This is a genomic window from Pseudomonas sp. HK3 (assembly GCF_052920985.1).
Genome location: NZ_JBREXD010000002.1, coordinates 622,621 through 641,332, shown reverse-complemented (window position 1 = coordinate 641,332; position 18,712 = coordinate 622,621). Strand labels below are relative to the sequence as shown.

The window sequence follows — 18,712 nt, the reverse complement described above, 5'->3', positions numbered from 1 at the left end:
AAAGGAGAATATGAAACGCTATTTAGAAGCACAGAAGCGGTATCTAGAAACGGTTTCAAAAACAATTCAGGGGTTGAAGCAAGAGAAAGAAGAAACCCGCGTCATGATGAAAACGTTTTTTAGCGTACTAACTCAAAAACTACCTCAAGGCCGTAAACCAGAGACAGAAGAAATTGAGGCGGCACTCGAGCAATTAAAAGACGTACATAAAATGGCTGGTTTATTTGTTTTAGCCATTACCCCTGGAAGCGTAGTTACCTTGCCAGCATTATGTGCATTAGGTAAGCGTTTTGGCATAGAGGTATTACCCAGTGCATTTAAAAAACTGAGTCCTGAAGAAATAAGCTCTTTTAAAGAGCTTGAGGTTGTTTTATCTCAAGAAACAAAAAAGAAGCTAGATAAAAAAGCGCTTGATGCTCATAGTGATGAGCGAATTACAGGTGGTGATAAAAGCGAAAAAGCATAGAAGTATTCATGACTATTTTCTATGCTTTTATATATCGTTGCTAATGATTAAATAAGCTACTGTCTGCAATACCATCAAGCATAAACTGTACGGCAAGAGCGGCGAGTAATACACCAAATACACGTGTGATTACATGCATACCTGTTATCCCTAATAGCTTTTGCACTCGAGTCGCTAATAGTAATAAGCATAGTGTTAGACCCGTAATGGAAAGAATGGCAGCGATGACCATACCTTGATGAGCGGGTGTGCCTGCACTTTCAGCCATTAATAATATTGCGGCTCCCATTGCACCTGGACCTGCAATCAAAGGCGTTGCTAATGGAAATACTGCAATATCTTTTTTCGTAGAGGCTTCGTCGGTTTCTTCTTCTGTGGTGGTTAAACCACCATTTGATCGAGCAAATACCATATCGATTGCGATGAGCAATAATAGAATACCACCGGCTACTTTCAATGCAGCTAGCGATATTCCTAATGTTTGCAAAACTAATTCGCCACCTAGAGCAAAGCCTAATAATATAATGGTTGCAATCAATGTACCTCGATAAGCCATTGATTTAGCTTTGGCTTTTGAGGTGCCGGCGGTTAACGCCGCAAATACAGCTGCCACATCTAACGGGCCGACAGTTGCGAAAAATGTGGTAAATGCCACGATATAGGTTTCTAACATAGTTAACTCTTTTTAGCGGTAACAGCAGGTAAATTGTAGAAGTGTTATAACAAGAGGTAAAGAAAGCCGTTTGAGTGAACTCATAGCGACTCAATTTACCTTAATGAAGGCAGTTTAATTATTTACTGACACTTCATCAACATAATGTTCAGCCCAAACCGCAACACTGGAGGCAACATAGGCCGCATCCTTACTGCTGGTTAGAAGGTGATCAGCAGGGTCAAGGCTAATGAAGCTTTTTGGGTGCATAGCATAGCCATATATATGTTCAGCTTCTTTTATCAATACCGTTGTATCTCTTGGTGAATGAAATACTAACAGCGGTGTTTTAATTTTTCTAATTGTTTCATCTTGGTTTTGGCTGTACACATCATCTAAGAACTGCTTTTTGATGACAAAAGGTCGGCCAGATAACAGTACATCTGCTTGGCCTTTTGTTTCAATTTCCTCTTCATACTCAGCAAATTGCTTAATGACATGGCAGGGCTTCGAAGGGGCTGCAACGGTTACAACACCTTTGATATTCTTTATTTTCGCAGCGCCCCCCAACACAACCGCACCACCGAAACTGTGGCCGATTAAAATAGAAGGTGCCTGATAATTATCTTTTAAATGTTGGGCAACTAAGACTAGATCGTCAACGCTGGTTGAAAAGTTGGTATTTTCAAACGCCCCTTCGCTGTTACCGATACCCGCAAAATCATAGCGTAAGACAGCGTACCCTTGTGCGACTAAACCACGGCTAATACGTGATGCGGCTAAGCTGTCTTTGCCGCAAGTAAAGCAATGGGCATAAATAATAAACGCTTTAGGGTGTGGGCCGGGTTTTTCTAAGATCGCAGCAAGTGTACCCTGGGTACCTGTAATTTCTAATTTTGAACGATGCTTAGACATAGAATTCTCAAATTAACAACTGAACGAAAAGGGCAACCCTTGAATTAAGGGCAGGTAATGTACGTTTGATCATTACCTAATGCAAATAAAACTCGTTCATCTAAGTGTATTAGATTGTCAAAATTTTGCCATTAATAAAAAGGGTTAAGTCTTTTCTATGGCTGGTATTAATCTTGTTTAAATTTAGGCAGTCGTAAATCAAACAAAATGGCAGCGCCTCGAACTAAAAAAGCGCACGTGATGGCTAAAAGAGTGCTTAAATTTGGGTTCCCCCAGAGATTGATAAATATTAAATAGCTGACGCCTCCTGTAATGGCGGCGGATACATATATCTCCGGTTGTAGTAGTACTGGTGATCGATCCAGTAATATGTCGCGTATGACTGAACCAAAAGTTGGTGTGATCATCCCCATTGCGATGGCAACCAATGGGTCGGCGCCTAAATGATAAGCTTTTGCTGTGCCTAATACGCTAAAAAGGGCTAGCCCCATCGCATCCATCCAAATCAATAGCGGCTGAATGCGAACAATTTGTCGGGCGGTGAAGTAAGTGATAACAGCTGCCGCGATGCAGGTTTTTAGATCAATAGGGTTAGCAACCCAAGCCACTTCTACGCCTAAAATTAAATCTCGAACAGTGCCGCCGCCAATGCCAGTGACCGTTGCAAATAGAATGAACCCTAAGATATCCAATTCTTTTTCGGCTGCGGCCAATGCCCCAGAAATTGCAAATACGGCGATTCCCATGAGTCCGGCAAAAAACAGTAAATCAAAAGGCAATTTTAACTCCCTGATATATTTGTTGTCATTAAGCTAGTTTAGCCCAAAGGCGTGTAATTGACTTTTTTGCCACCAGCTCGATCTATTTTCTGCGCAAGATCACCAGAGAATTTAATGACCTTTTCAAATGAAATAGGTTTGACATTGAATACCGCATATTTGCCCCCTAATGCGCCTGGTTCAAGCATATGGAATTTTTCACCGTCTTTTAAGTTGCCATATTTCTCTATGGCTTTATGAACCATAACCTCCATAAACCAGTCTTGGTTGAATTCTTCTTCTTTGACCAGTGCATTGTATTCCTCTTTATCATCTGCGATGACTTCGCAGTACAAATCCTCAGGACACAAACGCCAAAAACGGTCATCGATATCTTGAATGATTAAATTTGCGAATTCATTTTCAGCAATGAGCTTAACAGGTTCAATGCCAACCCAGCCCCAATGTTGCTGGACAGTGTCTAATATAGTCATATGTAGTTTAGTATTTTGAAGGAAGATAAGTTTGATTATAGATGAAATGTGCTTAAAGAGCTTTTGTGCTGTTAGAAATAAAAAAGGCCAACTTTTTATCGTTGGCCTTGTAAGGTTATAAAAATGTAAGATTACTTTGGCCAGCCAGCGTTGCCATTATGCGTATTAACGCCTTGACTATCGTGCGTTAGAATACCATCAGCAGCTTGAGCATTTTGTCCAGTTGCAGTTAATCTTACACACTCGGTAAGAGGTCTCGCTCCGCACGCACTTGCCGTTATTATATATTTTCCTGATGGACTGACTTGAGCAGCTGTTAAATTAAGTTGAGTTAAGTCAGTTGTGTATGTCAGTTCATTAATAAAAAAGTTTTCTTGTGCATTCATTATGCTTTGTAGTGCTGTCATGCCGTCTCCACGAGAAGCTCGGATGACATTATCTCTATAAGCAGGTACAGCAACAGAAGCCAGTATCCCTATAATCACAAGCGTAACCATTAACTCAATTAAGTTAAAACCTTGTTGTTTCATAATCACCTGCCTATTGTGTAATATCATTCTGGCGCCAGTATTGGGGTACAACATAGCAGTTGCCAACGGTACATTTTTGATCTTTAAGCGGGCACGTTCCTAGCGCCGCACAATCCGGGTCAGGAGGCGTCTCATTAAAACGGTCATCTTCAAGAGTCTCAGTACCAATAGCAATGGTTTTACCGCCGCCTGGACGATAAATGACAACCGGTCTTGGCGCTATACCTGATTGAGACAGTGTGACGCTTGAGTCATTGGCATCTACATCACCATCACCATCTAAATCAATTACTGACATAGCACTTGTTTGACCAAGGGCGTAAGCTCGTGATTGCCCAGTATCCGGGCCACAACCTGTAGCAGTGTCACTTGATGGAGAGAAGGTTGTAAATATAACAGCCCCTGCGAATGTCGTTGATTCAGATAGCACCTTTTCCCCTGTGTTCGAAAAAGTCACATACCAGCCACCGCCATTGTTCATTAATCTCTGCATACTTGACGTTAAAGCCGTTTTACCCTGAGTCATTAATGATGTTGCATTATAAAGTTTTGTTTTATCTGCATCATCTCCAGTGCTAAGCGTAGTTTCATCGACTGGAGCCGCTGTTGTAATGGTATAGGTAGATGGCGCTCTATAGGGGTTAAAATCTTTTATCATATAAAAGCGGTCTTTGACTGTTTTATTATAAATTGGGTGCGCGCGATGGCCGCTACCAATTGCTATTGTCAAGTGATCGCCATATTGACTGTTTTTAACAAGTGAAACGTTGGGTTTGTTATAGAAGCGTCGATTATTTTCTGCATCAGTCCCTGCTAGAGAGGCAATGACTCCGCCTTGCGCAAAGTCCGTTTTACCAGCGTTACCCTGTTTGATATCAAATCTAAATACCCGACCGCCTGTATCAGCTGCGAATAGGTAATCTATATTGCCTTCACCTGTTATGTCTACGGCGGATAAGCTAGCAGGTATGCTGTTGATCATGTTAGGGATATTTAAGTCAGCATTTTCGTTACTTGCAGTCCAAAGTAATTCACCTGTTTTTGCGTCTACCATATAAACTGCATTACCTACGCTATCTGCTTCTGGCAGGTCATTACCATCTTGATTGGTGTCATAACCACCTGCAAAAAATAAAACGAAGCGTTGTGCACCATTAAACATAACTTTTGCGATAGTCATTCGTGACCATGTTTGGCCTAGCTTTTCAAAACCAGATGTAACACCACCTTCTATTTTGAAAAGTAATTCCGGATTGTTTCGGTCCGTTACATTAAGTCCATAATAGCTATTCCCACCGCGACGCATACCGGCATAAATGTAAACATGTTCATTATCTTCTACTGTAGTTGTTCCACTTTTATGTAAAACGTTGTTTTGGTTTTTATCATAAAACCAATTGCTAATTGGGCCGTCAACACCGTACGGACGATCACCAGCAGCGGTTGTGTTTTCATAAAATATTTTTTGTGTTCTATGCAGCTCAGTTGGTAAAAAAGCAAATTGCTCCGCGCCTGTTTTAGTACTAATAGCGTGAATAAAACCCTCATTGGTTGCGAAGTAAATTGTACTATCAGGGTTGTCATCAGTACCGCCATAAGTAATTACGAGTGGCTCAGTATGCAGTGGATCACCAATTGAATTACGGCTATCAGTAGAGCTGTTGTCACCGTTTTCATCGTTAACATCTATACCTTGTACCCAGCTCTTGAGTTTTGTTACATTCTCTGTGCTTTCCGACTCCATATCGAGTGTGGTTGGTGATGCAACAGTTGAAAATAACTGGAGACTATTATTGCTGTCTGAATAAAGTTTCCGGTTGGCAGGTATTAATAGGTTGGCGATACCACCCAGCATTACGTTGTTACCATCGCTATCAGGTGTATTGTTCCAAAAATCTTTTGATGAATCATTGAAAAAACCTGTTGCGTCACTTACGGCTGGGGTGTTGTTTGCATCATAAACAAAGCCTTCATCGGTTAGGCGATATTTTTTAAGGTTGCCGCCCCATTTTGCATTGTCGTCAGGGCGAAATAATGCATAAAACAACTCATCTCTGTGTTCAGATGCATTAAATGCGTTTACCGATACCGCTGGCGCAGTAAATGTGGAGTCGGTAGATAAGATATCAAGAAAAATTGACTCTAATGCAACGGTTAAGCCTTGAGTATCATTCGCTTCAAAGTATTTGCCACCCCCCCATTTTGCGGTACGTTTTAGCAGGTCTACGCCACTAATATCACCAAAGCCGCCAATGGTATAAGTAGTAATGGGCTGTTCGCCAATGAGGGTGTCGGGTGCTTGGTCTGTATTTTGAATATAGTAGGCAAGTTCATCCATGCACTGGCCACTACCTGAGCATTCATCACTTAAGCCATCCGGTAGTATCATATTGTTTACGAGTGTTTTAATACGAGAGTTAGCATCCGTATCATTACTAGGGTCACCATCAGTTAAAAGTATGATGTGGTTTTTTTGACACGTTGCCGTGATAGGGCTCGTATATGTATTACCGTTGCGGGAAGTGCTGATACTTTTGTTTGGTGACGAGTTATTACCGTATACCCAGTCCTTTCCTTGATAATAGCGAACAGCTTCATAAAAGGTTTCTTCTAATGGTGTACCACCGCCGTCATTATAGTTACCAACGATAGTTCTAATTAGTGGGCCTGAGGTCGTGATGTTTGAAATAGGTACATCAACCATACCGCCATCTGAATTACTGTCAAAACGCATGAGGCCTAGATTGATATTGGTCAGTGATTCTGTAAGTTGCTGCACTACATCTACAACAACCTTAAGGCGTGTGCTTTCTGCTACATTGGTGGAGTCACTGCGCCAATTCATGTAATTACCACTGTAAGCCCAATATGCAGTGCCATAGTCACAACGCACATAGCTGTGGTTATCTTGTTGTAGGTTACGCCAATTGCCACTACGCCACTGTGACATATTAACCAGTACGCGGCCCTCGGCATTTAATTTCGTCACCACATCGGCGCATTCAGATGAATACTGCGATTGTAGAGCGGAGGTGATTCTTGAACCTCTATTGTATTGCTGATTTAAATCAATATAAAATTCACTGTCGCGGTAGTTCCCAGGGTAATTAGTACTATTCACGTAAGGGACTTTAGTGACTTCAACTTTTGTGCCCATTGAGCCTGACGTATCCATAACAAACATTACGTTGGAATTGACTCGATTCTCGGCATCAATTTCTGATGCTCCGTAAATTTCAGTGTCATCAGCGAGTATCGCTGCAGAAAAGCCGCAAGCGAGCAGAAAGGGTAATAGCTTCATTTTTCTCACCTTTAGTAGCTAATTCTAATGACTTGATTTTCGTTAATTTTTAAAAAAACTGTTGGATATTTTACTTTCCAATATTCTTTTAATAATTCGTTGATAGTGGTTTTTTTACCACTACGTTTTACAACAATGCTTTCGCTAAACTCATATATTTCTTTGGTGCAGCGAGAGCACCCTTCAACACGAATTATGCCTGTTTTACTCGCTTCGCTGTATTCAATCTGAAATGAGTTCATTTCTAGTGGTACCTCAAGATCGGTTACAGCATAACTTGAGGCGCAAAAGATACAGGATAAGATCAAGATAATTTGTTTCATAAAAATCCTTAATTAAGATTACCAGGTGGCCTTAAGCCTTCAACAATGGCGCCTTGAGTTTGACTGTTTTGAGAAAAACGAAAGCTTGATAAGCAATCGTTTTCATATAAATAGGCTTTGGATGGGCTTTCAGTGTCAATTTCATAACCAGTTCGAGAAGCAGGAGCGAGAGTGATGTAGCTCCAAGCAATGCTGACTGCAGATTTAGGTGGGTGCATCGCATTAGCTTCAGTAAGTGTGTCTGATTGGGTGATATTTAGAGGGACCAAGTTGCCATTGCCATCATCAATTGGAGGTTTACCTGCTATCGCGAGTAGAGTATTTCTATTTGTACCGCCATTAATATTATAAAAGCGAATTTGTGCCTCTTGCTCGTTTCTACATTCCTGATACGTTAGTGTACTGAATAAGCTATTAGCCACCATTTTACTTTGTATATTACTGCCTTCTAAGGCATAAATAGCGACAACTGTAATTATGGTTAACAGTACTAATGCAACTACAAGTGATGAACCATTTTGTTGTTTCATTGACATTTCCTATTGGCCTGCTCTGGCAATTTCACTTGGTAACTCAATAGTGTTGGTGAAAATGTTGCGTATGTTAGTGTCTTCAATTTCGAATGTAGGTGCGTCAAGTAAACCGTAAACACGTTTACGCAATGTGCTTTGTTTTCTGGTGTCTATATCGTCTTGGCTGGTTGTGAGTATAGAGACACGAAAGCTACGGACATGAGTTAAATCTATATCGACATTGTTTTCGATTGTATCTAGGCTAACATAGCGAGCGACATGTTTACTTTCTGTAGTTGCTGCTATTCCGACTTGGAATTCAAGTCGTTCGATATTATTAATAATGGATACTGGGTTATCGAGCCAGTTATTTGTATCTCGACTAAAAGTACGACAGCGAAGTTCTCTAATTGAATCCGCTTCTGCACTAACCCAAAATACATTGACGATCCTCTGCACGCCGTTTGCAGGTCCTCCTACAATAGTCCCAGTGCATGATCGAGTCTCATCCCCAGGGTTATCGCTAATATCCATAGGGATAGATAACCTATCACCCGAAATTGTTACGGGGATCGTAACGGGATTATTGAGTGCGCATGCATCTGCTTGTGTGCCTATACAATCAATAGCGTCTGCAGGCGAACCTGATGCGATAAATAAAGCTGGGGTAAACCTAGTTAGGTCTTCAGTGTAGCCAGCACGGCGTATGAATTTTGTTAAGTAATCCATTGCGAAGCGGCCTGCTTCTTGATTTTGTGAGAGTGAGTCGGATAGGGAAACGCTCTTATTTGTGGTGATAAACAAATTCATGAGACCGGTTAAAATGAATATACCGATGAAGCCCGCGATCATGATTTCAATAAGAGTAAAACCAGATTGTTTGTTCATTAGTTAAACTCCACAATCATGCTGTAGTCATTTTTATTAATGCGCTCATCTTCAGTCGCACTAACTTTAGTGATTCTTGTATCCCATGAAAGTGTTACTTCGTATTGTATGCAATCAGGTTGATATGTACTTGTACTGACTCTGTTACTTGTATTTGTGCAAGCTGAAGTCAGTTCAGGGTTTATTATAAAGTCAGAAGGGCTGTCATAAATGTCTTGTGTAAGGCCGCAGGTACTAATCCATTTATCAAATGTTGCCATTACATTTGTGTCGGTACTACAGTCCCCTGTACCTACCTCTGCGCCATCACGAAATGTTTCAGCGCACATTGTGACGGGTAATACAGTACAGTCTATTGTTGCCGGATCAAGTGCATAAAAGCCCGACCTTGAGCCTTCTGGGTTTGAGCGCATTCTTCCAACATAATCCTGAACAATCCACATAGCTTGAGAGAGTTGTGCACTATCTTGTGTGCCTTGAATAGCACGAATTAATAGCATCCCCATACCCGAGATACCTATCGTGATTATGGCGACGGTTACCATGACTTCAACCATGGCAAAACCACTCTGTCTTTGCATTATGGACATGGGGTTACTCTCCTGTTTAAGGTGCCTGAAAGTAATACACTATAGGTGTTAATATCACCGGCACTGCAGCCAGCTTGAGACAGTGTAAAATTTCCAACTAATGAGGCTTGTCCATTCGGGAGTACATCTAGTGGGGTATTGCCATCGAATGTGTCACTTGTGAAAACAGTTGTTCCTGGTAGAGGGTCAAATGAGCGAATTAATTGCAGGACTATTGGGTCGGAGCTAACAATTAAATCAATGCGCCAGCCTTGAGACCAATCATTTGAACCACTAGTGGGTGATATTCTAACTGTCTGGCTACGTTGGATCGCTTCACTACGTGCTAGCTTTACGGTTTTCTCAAATGCTGGGCCTGCAATATCTCGATTACTACGATCAAATAAACCTTTCATTGATGGAACGGCAGCACTCGCCAGAATCACCAAGATTATGGTTGTTATCATTAGTTCAATTAGGGTCAGGCCGTTTTGTTTTTTCATAGCATGTATTAAAGCGTGATTATTGAGAGTGCCCTAATGAAAACGGACTAGCGGTGGTTTTTCAAGGTTTAATGGCTATGAGATAAGGTTGTTGTGACGACTCGCTCACAAAACACTTGATATGAAATAAGCTAGTTACAGTCGATAGTGGAGTATTTGGCATATGGAATACCTTGTTTGTTAAGGTAAGGTGCCGTTCTAATGCGCCCTTGGAAGCTTATCACGATGCTTTTTGCAATTTTGTCATGATCTGAATATGGGCAATATAGAAAGGTACTGGCTGACGAAAAAGCATGCCCTAAGGGATTAAAGCGGACATAGGATTGATTTGACTTGGTTTTTAGCCAGTAACCATGACGATTACTTATGGATGTACTGAAAAAGACCACTTCGTCCTCATCAACCGTGTTGTTAAAGTTTCGATCATTGAACACCGTCACGGTATCATCCCAACTAGACGTACAATCAGCCCCTTGAATAGGGCACACGGAAACATTGATTGATTTATCTTGAGCTAAGCCTCTTGCATTGGCAAATGTGCGTCTCAAGTTATAAAAAGCGGTGTTACTTTCATGGCGTTCTATCATGCCTTGCATGGCGGGGACTCCAAGGGCAAGGAATGACGCCAGAATAGCGGTTGAGACCATGAGTTCTATTAGGGTAAATCCTCGCACTGAAATACCTCCGTGTATGCCAGTTTGATTGAGAATGCTTGCCTAGTTTAAAGGGGCTTTCAATAATTACACTTAGAAGAAAGTATAAAAATCACTCAATGTGTAACTTTTTCAATCGATATCGCATGGACCTGAAGCTCATACCTAGCTGCTCAGCTGCCGCTGTTTTATTCCAACGGCACTGCTCTAGTGTTTCTTTTAATATGCGCCTTTCAATGTCTTCAAGGTATTCTTCTAGTGACTGGCCTGACTGCAAGCTTGATACCTGAGTGTTGCTTTTTGTTTGAGCAGGCTTTAAAGCAAGGTCGTTCGAATTAATCACTCGCCCATCAATAAGTGTCATGGCTCGTTGTAATATATTCTCAAGCTCACGGATGTTTCCGGGAAAGTCATAGTGATTTAATGCATCAAGGGCACTTTTATCTAAAGATATAGCGGGGATATCTAAAGATGTCGTTAAGCGATGAATGATGTGTAAACTGAGTGTTGAAATATCTTCTTTTCTGTTTCTAAGTGGTGGGACTTGTAAATTAATGACATCTAATCGATAAAATAAGTCCTCCCTAAATGACTGGTTGGCAACTTCGTTTTGTAAGTTTTTATGACTAGCAGAAAGAATACGAACATTTACTTCTTCCTCAACTTCACTGCCAACTGGACGAATGACGTTTTCCTGTATGGCTCGTAATAACTTGACTTGCATAGATAGCGGAAGGTCCGCTACTTCATCTAAAAACAATGTGCCGCCATTGGCTGCTTGAAAAAAGCCTTCCTTATTTTGTGTCGCACCCGTGAACGCGCCTTTCCTATGGCCAAAAAATTCACTTTCCATTAATTCGGACGGAATCGCGCCACAGTTCACAGGGATAAAGGCCTGATTTTGTTTTGAGCTAAGCTGGTGTATAGCGCGTGCAACCAATTCTTTACCTGAGCCGGATTCACCATGTATGAAAACAGGCGCTTGGCTGCGAGCAACTTTTATAATTTGGTTTTTAAGCTGCAACATAGCTTGTGAGGCGCCAATCATATTAGGAATGTCGGCTGTGTTTTCAGTGGGAGTTTTAGTGTTGGTTGATAACGAGAGTGCGGATTGTATTGTTGCTTTTAATTTTTCGAGTTCGACGGGTTTTGATAAAAAATCAAACGCACCTTGCTTCATAGCTTCAATCGCAATATCAACACTGCCATAAGCGGTTAAAACGATCACTGGCATATTTTCGTACTGAGACTGAATATGGCTTACCAAATCGAGGCCAGAGCCATCAGGAAGGCGCATGTCTGTTAAGCATAAATCAAAGGCTTGTAAGCCGAGCTGATACTCAGCATCGGCTATGGAGCATGCGGTTACGCAGTGAAACCCTAGACGATCAATCGTCATGGATATCAGTTCTAAAATATCGGGTTCGTCATCCACGATGAGAATATGACTCATGGTGCGTCCTTTTGTTCTTCAAAATCATGGGCAAATAAAATATCAAATGATGCCCCTTTTTTATAATCTGAATCATATCGTATTTCAGCATGATTCGCTTCACACAGTTCTTTTATGAGATATAAGCCTAGCCCTGTTCCATCTGCGGATGTGGTGTGAAAAGGCTCATACAAATACTCTAAGACAGAGCTGCTGAGTCCAGGGCCTGAGTCTTTAAAACGCAAACAAGGACGATTCGCGACACGCAGTAACGTGATACTGACGCCTTGCGCATGATTAGCACCAGCGTAGCGAACTGAATTTTGAATTAAGTTTAACAAAATTTGGTGTAACTGGGATGGGTCAAAGCGAATATCGAGGGCGTCACCTTGAACATCAATTGCACAGTTTAACTGCTCGCTTAGTTCGTGTGTTACATCGATTAACCAATGATTTAATTGAATCCACTTTAATTCAGAAGGTTTACGTTTACTGATTTGCATAACGTTGTTGATAATCGTATCCATTCTTTGACAGTGATTAAAAATAATATCGCACAGACGTTTATCTTGAGCGGGCAATGTATGATTTTCGGCTAATAGCTGTGATGCGTGGCTGATGGCATTTAAGGGGTTGCGTATTTCGTGGGCGATACTAGCGGCCATTCTCGCCAAGGAATTTAACTTAAATTGATGGGCTTTACGCATAACCGTTTCTTTGTTTTCCATAAAGATAAGTGTGCTGTTGTTATCGATACTGGCAAAATAAACAAAAACAGGGTTGATATTTTTATTGAGTGTAACACTGACTTCATTTTCATTTTGTAAATTGTATTCTTGCCAATATTTAAAGCGTTCAAATAATGGGTTGGGGATAAATTGATTAAGTGTAAGGTTCGGCATGCGTTCTTGGGCCGCACGATTCACTCTAATGACTTGGCCCATATTATTAATGAGGCATACACCAGTATGCATACGCTCAATAATTAAATCGTTTAATTTGGCGGAGCTATTGAGTCTATCTCGAGTTTGTTTCGCTTCAAATTTAACCTCGTTAAAATTTGAGCGCATCACTTGGGTGATAAAGGCTTCGATGAAAAATAAGACACCTATTAAGCTGCCTGAAAGAACACGGTCTGCTGCAATGCTCAGTGGGTGTAGAAACCCTTGGGCTAAGACCATGATTGTCGCCATAGCGGCTAAGAAGTAACCATAGCGCTTACTGACGATCAAGTTACCAATACCCACATGAAATAGAAGTATCACGGCTAAATCTTGTTGGTTGGGGGTAATGTAAATCATGAGTACCCCCATGATTAAAATCTCAAGCATCTGGTTGACCAGAAATCGATCTAAGCGAAATACCTGCTGGTGCTTTGATTGCGTAATATTAGTGACGGCAAGCGCTAGGTAGGCGCCCAGAATGATCGGCAGTACTTTTTGATCGCCTACTTGCCACCAATGCAGTTTTTCTTCAAATAAATAGAAACCAATGAATAATGAGGCAACTCCGAGAGTAAAATACCCATAAATCAAATAAATAGGTGGGTAGCGGCGCATTGAGTGCATGGTTTTGATTGCCCAAAGTTTACAATTCTCGCAGAATACGGGGCTTTCGTGGTTGGAATCAAGGTAGTAATGGTGTCCGAACAAGCTTTAAAGATCTGTTTAGCACAGATAAACCTGTTAGTAGGCGATATCGCAGGCAATGCTCAGCGTGTATTAGAGTGCTCTGAAAAGGCTGTGAATGGAGGGGCGGATGCCATTGTATTCCCAGAATTGACGCTCACAGGTTACCCGCCAGAGGACTTATTGTTTCGCACAAGCTTAGATACGCGAATTAATGAAGCTATTACTCTTATCCAGCAGGCACGCCTACCAATTAGCATTGTGATGGGGTATCCCAAGCGTATTGATGGCCAATTGTATAATATGGCGGGCGTGTTTTTTGATGGGACGTGCCAATACGAATACGCTAAACAACACTTACCTAACTACCAAGTATTTGATGAGAAGCGTTATTTTACAGAAGGCCAGAGTAGCTCGGTTGTCGAAATTAAAGGTATCCCTTGTGCCATTAGTATCTGTGAAGATATTTGGCAGCCTCAAGTGATGACAAGTGCGAAAGCCAATGGTGCTAAGTGCATGTTGAACTTAAATGCATCGCCATTTCACATTGATAAATCCCAACATCGTAGAGACTTGTTAAAACAGCGCGCCCAGCAAGGTGACATGCCCGTTGTGTATGTCAATCTTGTGGGTGGCCAAGACGAGCTGGTATTTGATGGTGGCTCATTGGTTGTAGATGCTAAAGGTGATTTACGTGCCAGTAGTGTTCATTATCAAGAGGCGTTAGATATGGTTACGTTTAATTTTGATCATGGCACATGCCAGAGCATTGAGGGTAGCTTAGTGCAGCCGCAAGAAAAACTCGCAAATATTTATGATGCCCTTGTTTTAGGGGTGCGAGATTATGTTAATAAAAACGGATTTAAAGGTGTGCTACTTGGGTTATCAGGGGGCATTGATTCTGGTTTGACCTTAGCCGTTGCGGTAGATGCATTAGGGAAAGAGCGAGTGGAGGCGGTTATGATGCCGTTTAAATACACCTCGCAAATGAGCTTGCACGATGCAGAAGATCAAGCTAATCGTTTAGGTGTACAGTATAAAGTGTTGCCAATTGAGCCCATGTACAACAGCTTTATGAGCATGCTTGAGGACGAATTTGCCGGTACCAAAGTCGACACCACAGAGGAGAATTTACAAAGCCGTTGCCGTGGAGTAATGCTGATGGCCATGAGCAATAAATAAAGGCTTCATGGTACTAACCACGGGTAATAAGAGTGAAATGGCGGTCGGTTATGCCACTTTATACGGCGACATGGCCGGTGGTTTTGGCGTACTGAAAGATGTTTATAAAACCTTAGTGTTTGAACTGTCTAAATATCGCAACACCATAGAAGAGGTGATTCCTCCAAGGGTTATCTCCCGTCCGCCATCAGCCGAGCTTGCCCCAGGTCAAGTGGATGAAGACTCTTTGCCGCCGTATCCTGTATTAGATGAAATTTTGCGTTTATACATCGAAGAAGATCAAAGCGCCGTCAGCATTGTGGCCAAAGGCTTCAGTGATGAGTATGTGCGCCGAGTATTACGTTTAGTGGATGTGAATGAGTATAAGCGTCGTCAAGCGCCGGTTGGTGTGCGTTTAACCCAACGTGGCTTTGGTCGAGATCGTCGTTACCCAATCACCAATGGCTGGAAAATAGGCCACTAAAATAAGCATGGCTTAGTGTTTATTGTTCATAAAAAGAACCGGCAGCAGCCGGTTTTTTTATGAAAAACTTATTATGAGTAATTGATAGGAGTATTAATCAATTAGGCCAAGTGTGATGACATTCCAGATACTCTTGCGGTCTTTTTGCGCCCAACCGCTATGGACAAACTTACCGTTCTTTAGTTGCGCATGCTTAGGGAAATTGGCTTTAAGCACAGCAAGGCTTTTATTGGCCAAATCTTGTTGTCCTAGTAATTCATAGCCTTCAACCATGAGGGCTAAGCCAGTGGCTACGTGCTTCGTACCTTGGTAGTTTTCAACAATGTTACGACCACGGTTTGCAGCGGCTAAATATGCATGACGCTTCAAATAGTATTGAGCAATATGGATTTCATGTAATGCTAAGCGATCGCGCAGGTAAATCATACGTTGGCGTGCGTCGGGGGCGTATTGACTATCAGGGAATTTACGAATGAGTTCATTGAGCTCTTGAAATGAGTCACGTGCCGGTTGTGGGTCACGTTTTGCCTCATCATCGGCAAAGTAGCGCTCTACTAGGCTTAAGCCCAATTCGTAGCTGCTTAGTGCTTTTAAGTAATAAGCGTAATCAACGTTTTCATGCTCCGGGTGTAAACGAATGAAGCGTTCCGCACTGGCGCGAGCACCTTCAAGTTCTTGTGCACTAAACTGAGCAAAGATCATTTCTAGCTGGGCTTGTTCGCTGAAATTACCAAAAGGGTATTTGTTTTCGAGCTGCTGAAGCGTCTCAACCGCTAAGAAGTAGTTTTCGTTATCTATGGCCTCAATGGCTTTTTCATAGATTTCACGCTCGGTCATTTCGTCGCCAGGGCGCTTACCATCGCTGGAGCAAGCCACTAAAATCAAACTGGTAGCAAGGATCAAGAGAATTCGCATAGGTCTATCTGATATAATCTTCAAAATATTTACTGTTATTGTTGTGTCAGCGCGCAATTTAACCATACAGGCGCGCTAATCACCAAGGTTACTTATGTGTCTTTTGCTCATCAAGGGCAAGACGCGTACTTAACTAGGTGTGATTCGCAATAGGTGCTTTAGTTCAAAGGTTTAACTATGTCAGAAAAGATACAACACAGCATTAAGGTTCCAGATGAGCTGGGCAATAAACGCTTTGATCAAATAGCGGCTCAATTATTTCCTGATTATAGTCGGGCTCGCTTAAAAATGTGGATACTCGATGGCGACCTCACCGTTGATGGTGAAACGCGCAAGCCCAAAGAAAAGCTGGTGGGTGGGGAGCAGCTGGTGATAGATGTCGTGATGCAATCTGAGGGTGAGTGGTTACCTGAAGAAATCGACTTTCCTATCGTATTTGAAGACGAACATATCCTAGTTATCAATAAACCCATGAATCTAGTCGTGCATCCTGCGGCGGGTAATCACTCTGGTACGTTGTTAAATGGGTTATTGCATCATTGCCCAGAGCTGCGCAATATTCCGCGAGCAGGGATTGTTCATCGCTTGGACAAAGACACAACCGGCTTAATGGTTGTGGCCGAAAACCCTACAAGCGCAGAATCACTTAGTTGAGCAGCTGCAAAGCCGTGAAATGGGGCGTGAATATGAAGCCATTTTACAAGGCACTGTGACGGGTGGTGCTACTATAAAAGAGCCGATTGCGCGCCATATGAAAGACCGCACAAAAATGGCAGTGCACCCAACGGGCAAAGAAGCCATTACTCATTACCGAGTGTTATCGCAATTTCCTACACATACCCATGTGCGTGTTAAATTAGAAACAGGCCGTACTCACCAGATTCGTGTGCACATGTCCCATATTCAACACCCGCTTGTTGGTGATGCTACATATGGTGGCCGTGTGCGATTACCTAAAGGGGTAAGCCATGAGCTGCGTGAAGTGTTGCGTGATTTTCCGCGCCAAGCGCTGCATGCTAAAAAGCTAGAGCTTCATCATCCTGCAACTAATGAGCTAATCAGTTGGGAAGTGGATTTACCTGAAGACTTTGAAGAGCTGTTAGACGAGCTAAGATATGACGCAGAGCATCACGGTACTGCGGACTATTAATGACAAGGCTATTTTGATGACAACGCCGCTTGATTGTATTTACCCCAATTGGCCTGCACCAGTAAATGTGAAGTGTTTAAGTACGACACGTACTGGTGGCGTCAGTATGGCGCCATATGATGCATTTAATTTGGGTGTGCATGTGGGTGATGACCTTGACCACGTAAAGCAAAATCGCCAGATACTTAATGATGTTTTGCCTGGCCAGCCAATGTGGTTGAATCAAGTTCACGGCATTGCGGTTGTTAATGGCTCAGGATATCAAGGTGTCTGCGATGCAGACGCCAGTTTCTCCCGTGATACAAAACAAGTGTGTGCGGTGATGACGGCTGACTGTTTGCCCGTGCTGTTTTGTAATAAACAAGGAACTCAAGTCGCGGCCGCTCATGCAGGCTGGCGTGGCCTATTGGATGGCGTATTGGAGAATACCGCCTCTTCATTTAGTGATACCAGCGAAGTAATGGCTTGGCTAGGCCCTGCGATTGGTTCTGATGCATTTGAAGTTGGTCAAGATGTGAAAGATTGTTTTTGCACTAAAGATGCTGCCAGCGAAGGATGTTTTAAGCCATCACCAAATGCAGGTAAGTGGCTGGCGGATCTATACTCACTAGCGCGATTACGTTTAGCGGGTGTAGGTGTAAATTGGGTTTACGGTGGGGATGATTGCACTTATAGCGATCAAACACGCTTTTTTAGTTATCGCCGTGACGGTGTAACAGGGCGCATGGCCAGTTGTATTTGGCTGACAGAATAGCTCTGTCAGCTTAGGTTGTTACGCTTTGTGTGGTTATTTGGCGCAGTATTTTGTTACATCTTTTTGTGCGTCTTTAATTAAGTTTTCACGGCCTTTCTCGTCGTACCATTCGCGATCACCATTTTCTAGGGTTTTATAAATCCGGCCATTGTTCTTTAGGTCGATTAAGCGCTGTTTTGCTTTCTTGCAGTTTTCAGCCATGCGTTCAGCATCTTTGGCTTCTTGTTTTTCTTCTTCTGATTCTGTGGTGCGGTCTACGCCTTGTTCTTGTAATTGCTGACGCATTTTTTGTAATTGCTCCGTTGCCTGCTTAGAATTAGCCGCTTTAGGTGTATTAACCATAATGTTTTCAGATTGGGCTTTTTCTGGCGGAAACTGAGAGAAATGGGTTTGGCCGCTTTCGTCAGTCCATTTGTAAACTTGGCCCGCGTGAGCAGAGGCCAATAAAAACAGGGTAAAAAGTAAGGTTATTGTGCGCATAGTTAGAATTCTTTTTGTATTCATAAGGTCGTTAGGGGTCAACTTTAACGGTTTTTGCACAAAAGCAAAGCACGCAGTGCTCAAAGCATTAAATGTCAAGCAAAATCAAGGCTATATCGCCTGAATTGGCTTGACTTAACGTGC

The 18,712-nt window shown here is 42.2% G+C and carries 18 protein-coding genes and 3 pseudogenes; 4 read left to right on the top strand and 17 right to left on the bottom strand.

The genetic code is table 11. The features are described 5' to 3' along the window. Positions 1-10: 10 nt before the first annotated feature. Complete coding sequence (locus tag ACU6U9_RS14005) at positions 11-466, top strand: hypothetical protein (RefSeq protein ID WP_446735639.1); 456 nt, start codon at positions 11-13, stop codon at positions 464-466. Positions 467-506: 40 nt separating this feature from the next. Here the strand turns inward: ACU6U9_RS14005 and ACU6U9_RS14000 are convergent, their stop codons facing one another. The 15 genes and pseudogenes from ACU6U9_RS14000 to ACU6U9_RS13930 all read right to left on the bottom strand — a co-directional run bounded on the left by ACU6U9_RS14000 (position 507) and on the right by ACU6U9_RS13930 (position 13,564). Continuing rightward, the gene (locus tag ACU6U9_RS14000) at positions 507-1,139 is read right to left on the bottom strand and encodes a MarC family protein (protein ID WP_446735638.1); all 633 of its coding nucleotides are present in this window, start codon (positions 1,137-1,139) and stop codon (positions 507-509) included. Positions 1,140-1,253: 114 nt separating this feature from the next. Further along, positions 1,254-2,033 carry an alpha/beta hydrolase family protein gene (locus ACU6U9_RS13995; protein ID WP_446735637.1) on the bottom strand — a complete coding sequence of 260 codons (780 nt, stop codon included), beginning with the start codon at positions 2,031-2,033 and terminating at the stop codon, positions 1,254-1,256. A gap of 167 nt (positions 2,034-2,200) precedes the next feature. Beyond that, positions 2,201-2,812 carry a trimeric intracellular cation channel family protein gene (locus tag ACU6U9_RS13990; protein ID WP_446735636.1) on the bottom strand — a complete coding sequence of 204 codons (612 nt, stop codon included), beginning with the start codon at positions 2,810-2,812 and terminating at the stop codon, positions 2,201-2,203. Between the two features lie 38 nt (positions 2,813-2,850). Continuing rightward, complete coding sequence (locus ACU6U9_RS13985) at positions 2,851-3,285, bottom strand: T6SS immunity protein Tdi1 domain-containing protein (protein WP_446735635.1); 435 nt, start codon at positions 3,283-3,285, stop codon at positions 2,851-2,853. 131 nt (positions 3,286-3,416) lie between these two features. Beyond that, positions 3,417-3,815 (bottom strand): type IV pilin protein, encoded by a 399-nt coding sequence (locus ACU6U9_RS13980; protein WP_446735634.1) that lies wholly within the window; start codon positions 3,813-3,815, stop codon positions 3,417-3,419. 10 nt (positions 3,816-3,825) lie between these two features. Then, complete coding sequence (locus tag ACU6U9_RS13975; RefSeq protein ID WP_446735633.1) at positions 3,826-7,116, bottom strand: pilus assembly protein; 3,291 nt, start codon at positions 7,114-7,116, stop codon at positions 3,826-3,828. An 11-nt stretch (positions 7,117-7,127) separates the two neighbouring features. After that, complete coding sequence (locus ACU6U9_RS13970) at positions 7,128-7,439, bottom strand: hypothetical protein (protein WP_446735632.1); 312 nt, start codon at positions 7,437-7,439, stop codon at positions 7,128-7,130. 8 nt (positions 7,440-7,447) lie between these two features. Beyond that, positions 7,448-7,969, bottom strand: coding sequence for a pilus assembly PilX family protein (locus ACU6U9_RS13965; RefSeq protein WP_446735631.1), 522 nt, complete (start codon positions 7,967-7,969; stop codon positions 7,448-7,450). A 9-nt stretch (positions 7,970-7,978) separates the two neighbouring features. After that, positions 7,979-8,761, bottom strand: coding sequence for a PilW family protein (locus ACU6U9_RS13960; protein WP_446735880.1), 783 nt, complete (start codon positions 8,759-8,761; stop codon positions 7,979-7,981). A 12-nt stretch (positions 8,762-8,773) separates the two neighbouring features. Further along, positions 8,774-8,839, bottom strand: a pseudogene (locus tag ACU6U9_RS13955) (prepilin-type N-terminal cleavage/methylation domain-containing protein); the annotation flags it as partial. Beyond that, the gene (locus ACU6U9_RS13950) at positions 8,839-9,429 is read right to left on the bottom strand and encodes a type IV pilus modification PilV family protein (protein ID WP_446735630.1); all 591 of its coding nucleotides are present in this window, start codon (positions 9,427-9,429) and stop codon (positions 8,839-8,841) included. The gene ACU6U9_RS13950 and the pseudogene ACU6U9_RS13955, both read right to left, overlap by 1 nt. Further along, positions 9,420-9,911 (bottom strand): GspH/FimT family pseudopilin, encoded by a 492-nt coding sequence (locus ACU6U9_RS13945; RefSeq protein ID WP_446735629.1) that lies wholly within the window; start codon positions 9,909-9,911, stop codon positions 9,420-9,422. The genes ACU6U9_RS13950 and ACU6U9_RS13945 overlap by 10 nt, the downstream gene beginning before the upstream one ends. 131 nt (positions 9,912-10,042) lie before the next feature. Then, positions 10,043-10,585 carry a GspH/FimT family pseudopilin gene (locus ACU6U9_RS13940; protein ID WP_446735628.1) on the bottom strand — a complete coding sequence of 181 codons (543 nt, stop codon included), beginning with the start codon at positions 10,583-10,585 and terminating at the stop codon, positions 10,043-10,045. A gap of 91 nt (positions 10,586-10,676) precedes the next feature. Continuing rightward, on the bottom strand, positions 10,677-12,017 hold the full coding sequence (locus ACU6U9_RS13935) for a sigma-54-dependent transcriptional regulator (protein WP_446735627.1): 1,341 nt from the start codon (positions 12,015-12,017) through the stop codon (positions 10,677-10,679). Continuing rightward, positions 12,014-13,564, bottom strand: a complete 1,551-nt coding sequence (locus ACU6U9_RS13930) for an ATP-binding protein (RefSeq protein ID WP_446735626.1) — start codon at positions 13,562-13,564, stop codon at positions 12,014-12,016. Before ACU6U9_RS13930 ends, ACU6U9_RS13935 begins: the two co-directional genes overlap by 4 nt. A gap of 69 nt (positions 13,565-13,633) precedes the next feature. Here ACU6U9_RS13930 and ACU6U9_RS13925 point away from each other — a divergent pair. Beyond that, a pseudogene (locus tag ACU6U9_RS13925) lies at positions 13,634-15,269 on the top strand (NAD+ synthase). Between the two features lie 93 nt (positions 15,270-15,362). Here the strand turns inward: ACU6U9_RS13925 and ACU6U9_RS13920 are convergent. Continuing rightward, the gene (locus tag ACU6U9_RS13920; protein ID WP_446735625.1) at positions 15,363-16,184 is read right to left on the bottom strand and encodes an outer membrane protein assembly factor BamD; all 822 of its coding nucleotides are present in this window, start codon (positions 16,182-16,184) and stop codon (positions 15,363-15,365) included. 177 nt (positions 16,185-16,361) lie between these two features. Between ACU6U9_RS13920 and rluD the strand changes: the two are divergent. Together rluD and pgeF are read left to right on the top strand one after the other, a co-directional pair. Next, positions 16,362-17,334, top strand: a pseudogene (rluD, locus tag ACU6U9_RS13915) (23S rRNA pseudouridine(1911/1915/1917) synthase RluD). Between the two features lie 16 nt (positions 17,335-17,350). After that, a complete protein-coding gene (gene pgeF, locus ACU6U9_RS13910; RefSeq protein ID WP_446735879.1) occupies positions 17,351-18,088 on the top strand; it encodes a peptidoglycan editing factor PgeF in 738 nt (245 codons plus the stop codon). A gap of 33 nt (positions 18,089-18,121) precedes the next feature. On the opposite strand, the gene ACU6U9_RS13905 is transcribed toward pgeF, so the two are convergent. Further along, positions 18,122-18,568, bottom strand: a complete 447-nt coding sequence (locus tag ACU6U9_RS13905; RefSeq protein ID WP_446735624.1) for a DUF4124 domain-containing protein — start codon at positions 18,566-18,568, stop codon at positions 18,122-18,124. Positions 18,569-18,712 lie beyond the last annotated feature (144 nt).

Excerpts from the sequence above, each read along its gene's own strand:
- ACU6U9_RS13965 (WP_446735631.1), bottom strand. The coding sequence starts at position 7,969 with ATGAAACAACAAAATGGTTCATCACTTGTAGTTGCATTAGTACTGTTA.
- ACU6U9_RS13995 (WP_446735637.1), bottom strand. The coding sequence starts at position 2,033 with ATGTCTAAGCATCGTTCAAAATTAGAAATTACAGGTACCCAGGGTACA.
- ACU6U9_RS13920 (WP_446735625.1), bottom strand. The coding sequence starts at position 16,184 with ATGCGAATTCTCTTGATCCTTGCTACCAGTTTGATTTTAGTGGCTTGC.
- pgeF (WP_446735879.1), top strand. The coding sequence starts at position 17,351 with ATGACAACGCCGCTTGATTGTATTTACCCCAATTGGCCTGCACCAGTA.
- ACU6U9_RS13980 (WP_446735634.1), bottom strand. The coding sequence starts at position 3,815 with ATGAAACAACAAGGTTTTAACTTAATTGAGTTAATGGTTACGCTTGTG.
- ACU6U9_RS13970 (WP_446735632.1), bottom strand. The coding sequence starts at position 7,439 with ATGAAACAAATTATCTTGATCTTATCCTGTATCTTTTGCGCCTCAAGT.
- ACU6U9_RS14000 (WP_446735638.1), bottom strand. The coding sequence starts at position 1,139 with ATGTTAGAAACCTATATCGTGGCATTTACCACATTTTTCGCAACTGTC.
- ACU6U9_RS13975 (WP_446735633.1), bottom strand. The coding sequence starts at position 7,116 with ATGAAGCTATTACCCTTTCTGCTCGCTTGCGGCTTTTCTGCAGCGATA.
- ACU6U9_RS13905 (WP_446735624.1), bottom strand. The coding sequence starts at position 18,568 with ATGCGCACAATAACCTTACTTTTTACCCTGTTTTTATTGGCCTCTGCT.
- ACU6U9_RS13985 (WP_446735635.1), bottom strand. The coding sequence starts at position 3,285 with ATGACTATATTAGACACTGTCCAGCAACATTGGGGCTGGGTTGGCATT.
- ACU6U9_RS14005 (WP_446735639.1), top strand. The coding sequence starts at position 11 with ATGAAACGCTATTTAGAAGCACAGAAGCGGTATCTAGAAACGGTTTCA.
- ACU6U9_RS13945 (WP_446735629.1), bottom strand. The coding sequence starts at position 9,911 with ATGAAAAAACAAAACGGCCTGACCCTAATTGAACTAATGATAACAACC.
- ACU6U9_RS13930 (WP_446735626.1), bottom strand. The coding sequence starts at position 13,564 with ATGCACTCAATGCGCCGCTACCCACCTATTTATTTGATTTATGGGTAT.
- ACU6U9_RS13950 (WP_446735630.1), bottom strand. The coding sequence starts at position 9,429 with ATGTCCATAATGCAAAGACAGAGTGGTTTTGCCATGGTTGAAGTCATG.
- ACU6U9_RS13935 (WP_446735627.1), bottom strand. The coding sequence starts at position 12,017 with ATGAGTCATATTCTCATCGTGGATGACGAACCCGATATTTTAGAACTG.
- ACU6U9_RS13960 (WP_446735880.1), bottom strand. The coding sequence starts at position 8,761 with ATGAATTTGTTTATCACCACAAATAAGAGCGTTTCCCTATCCGACTCA.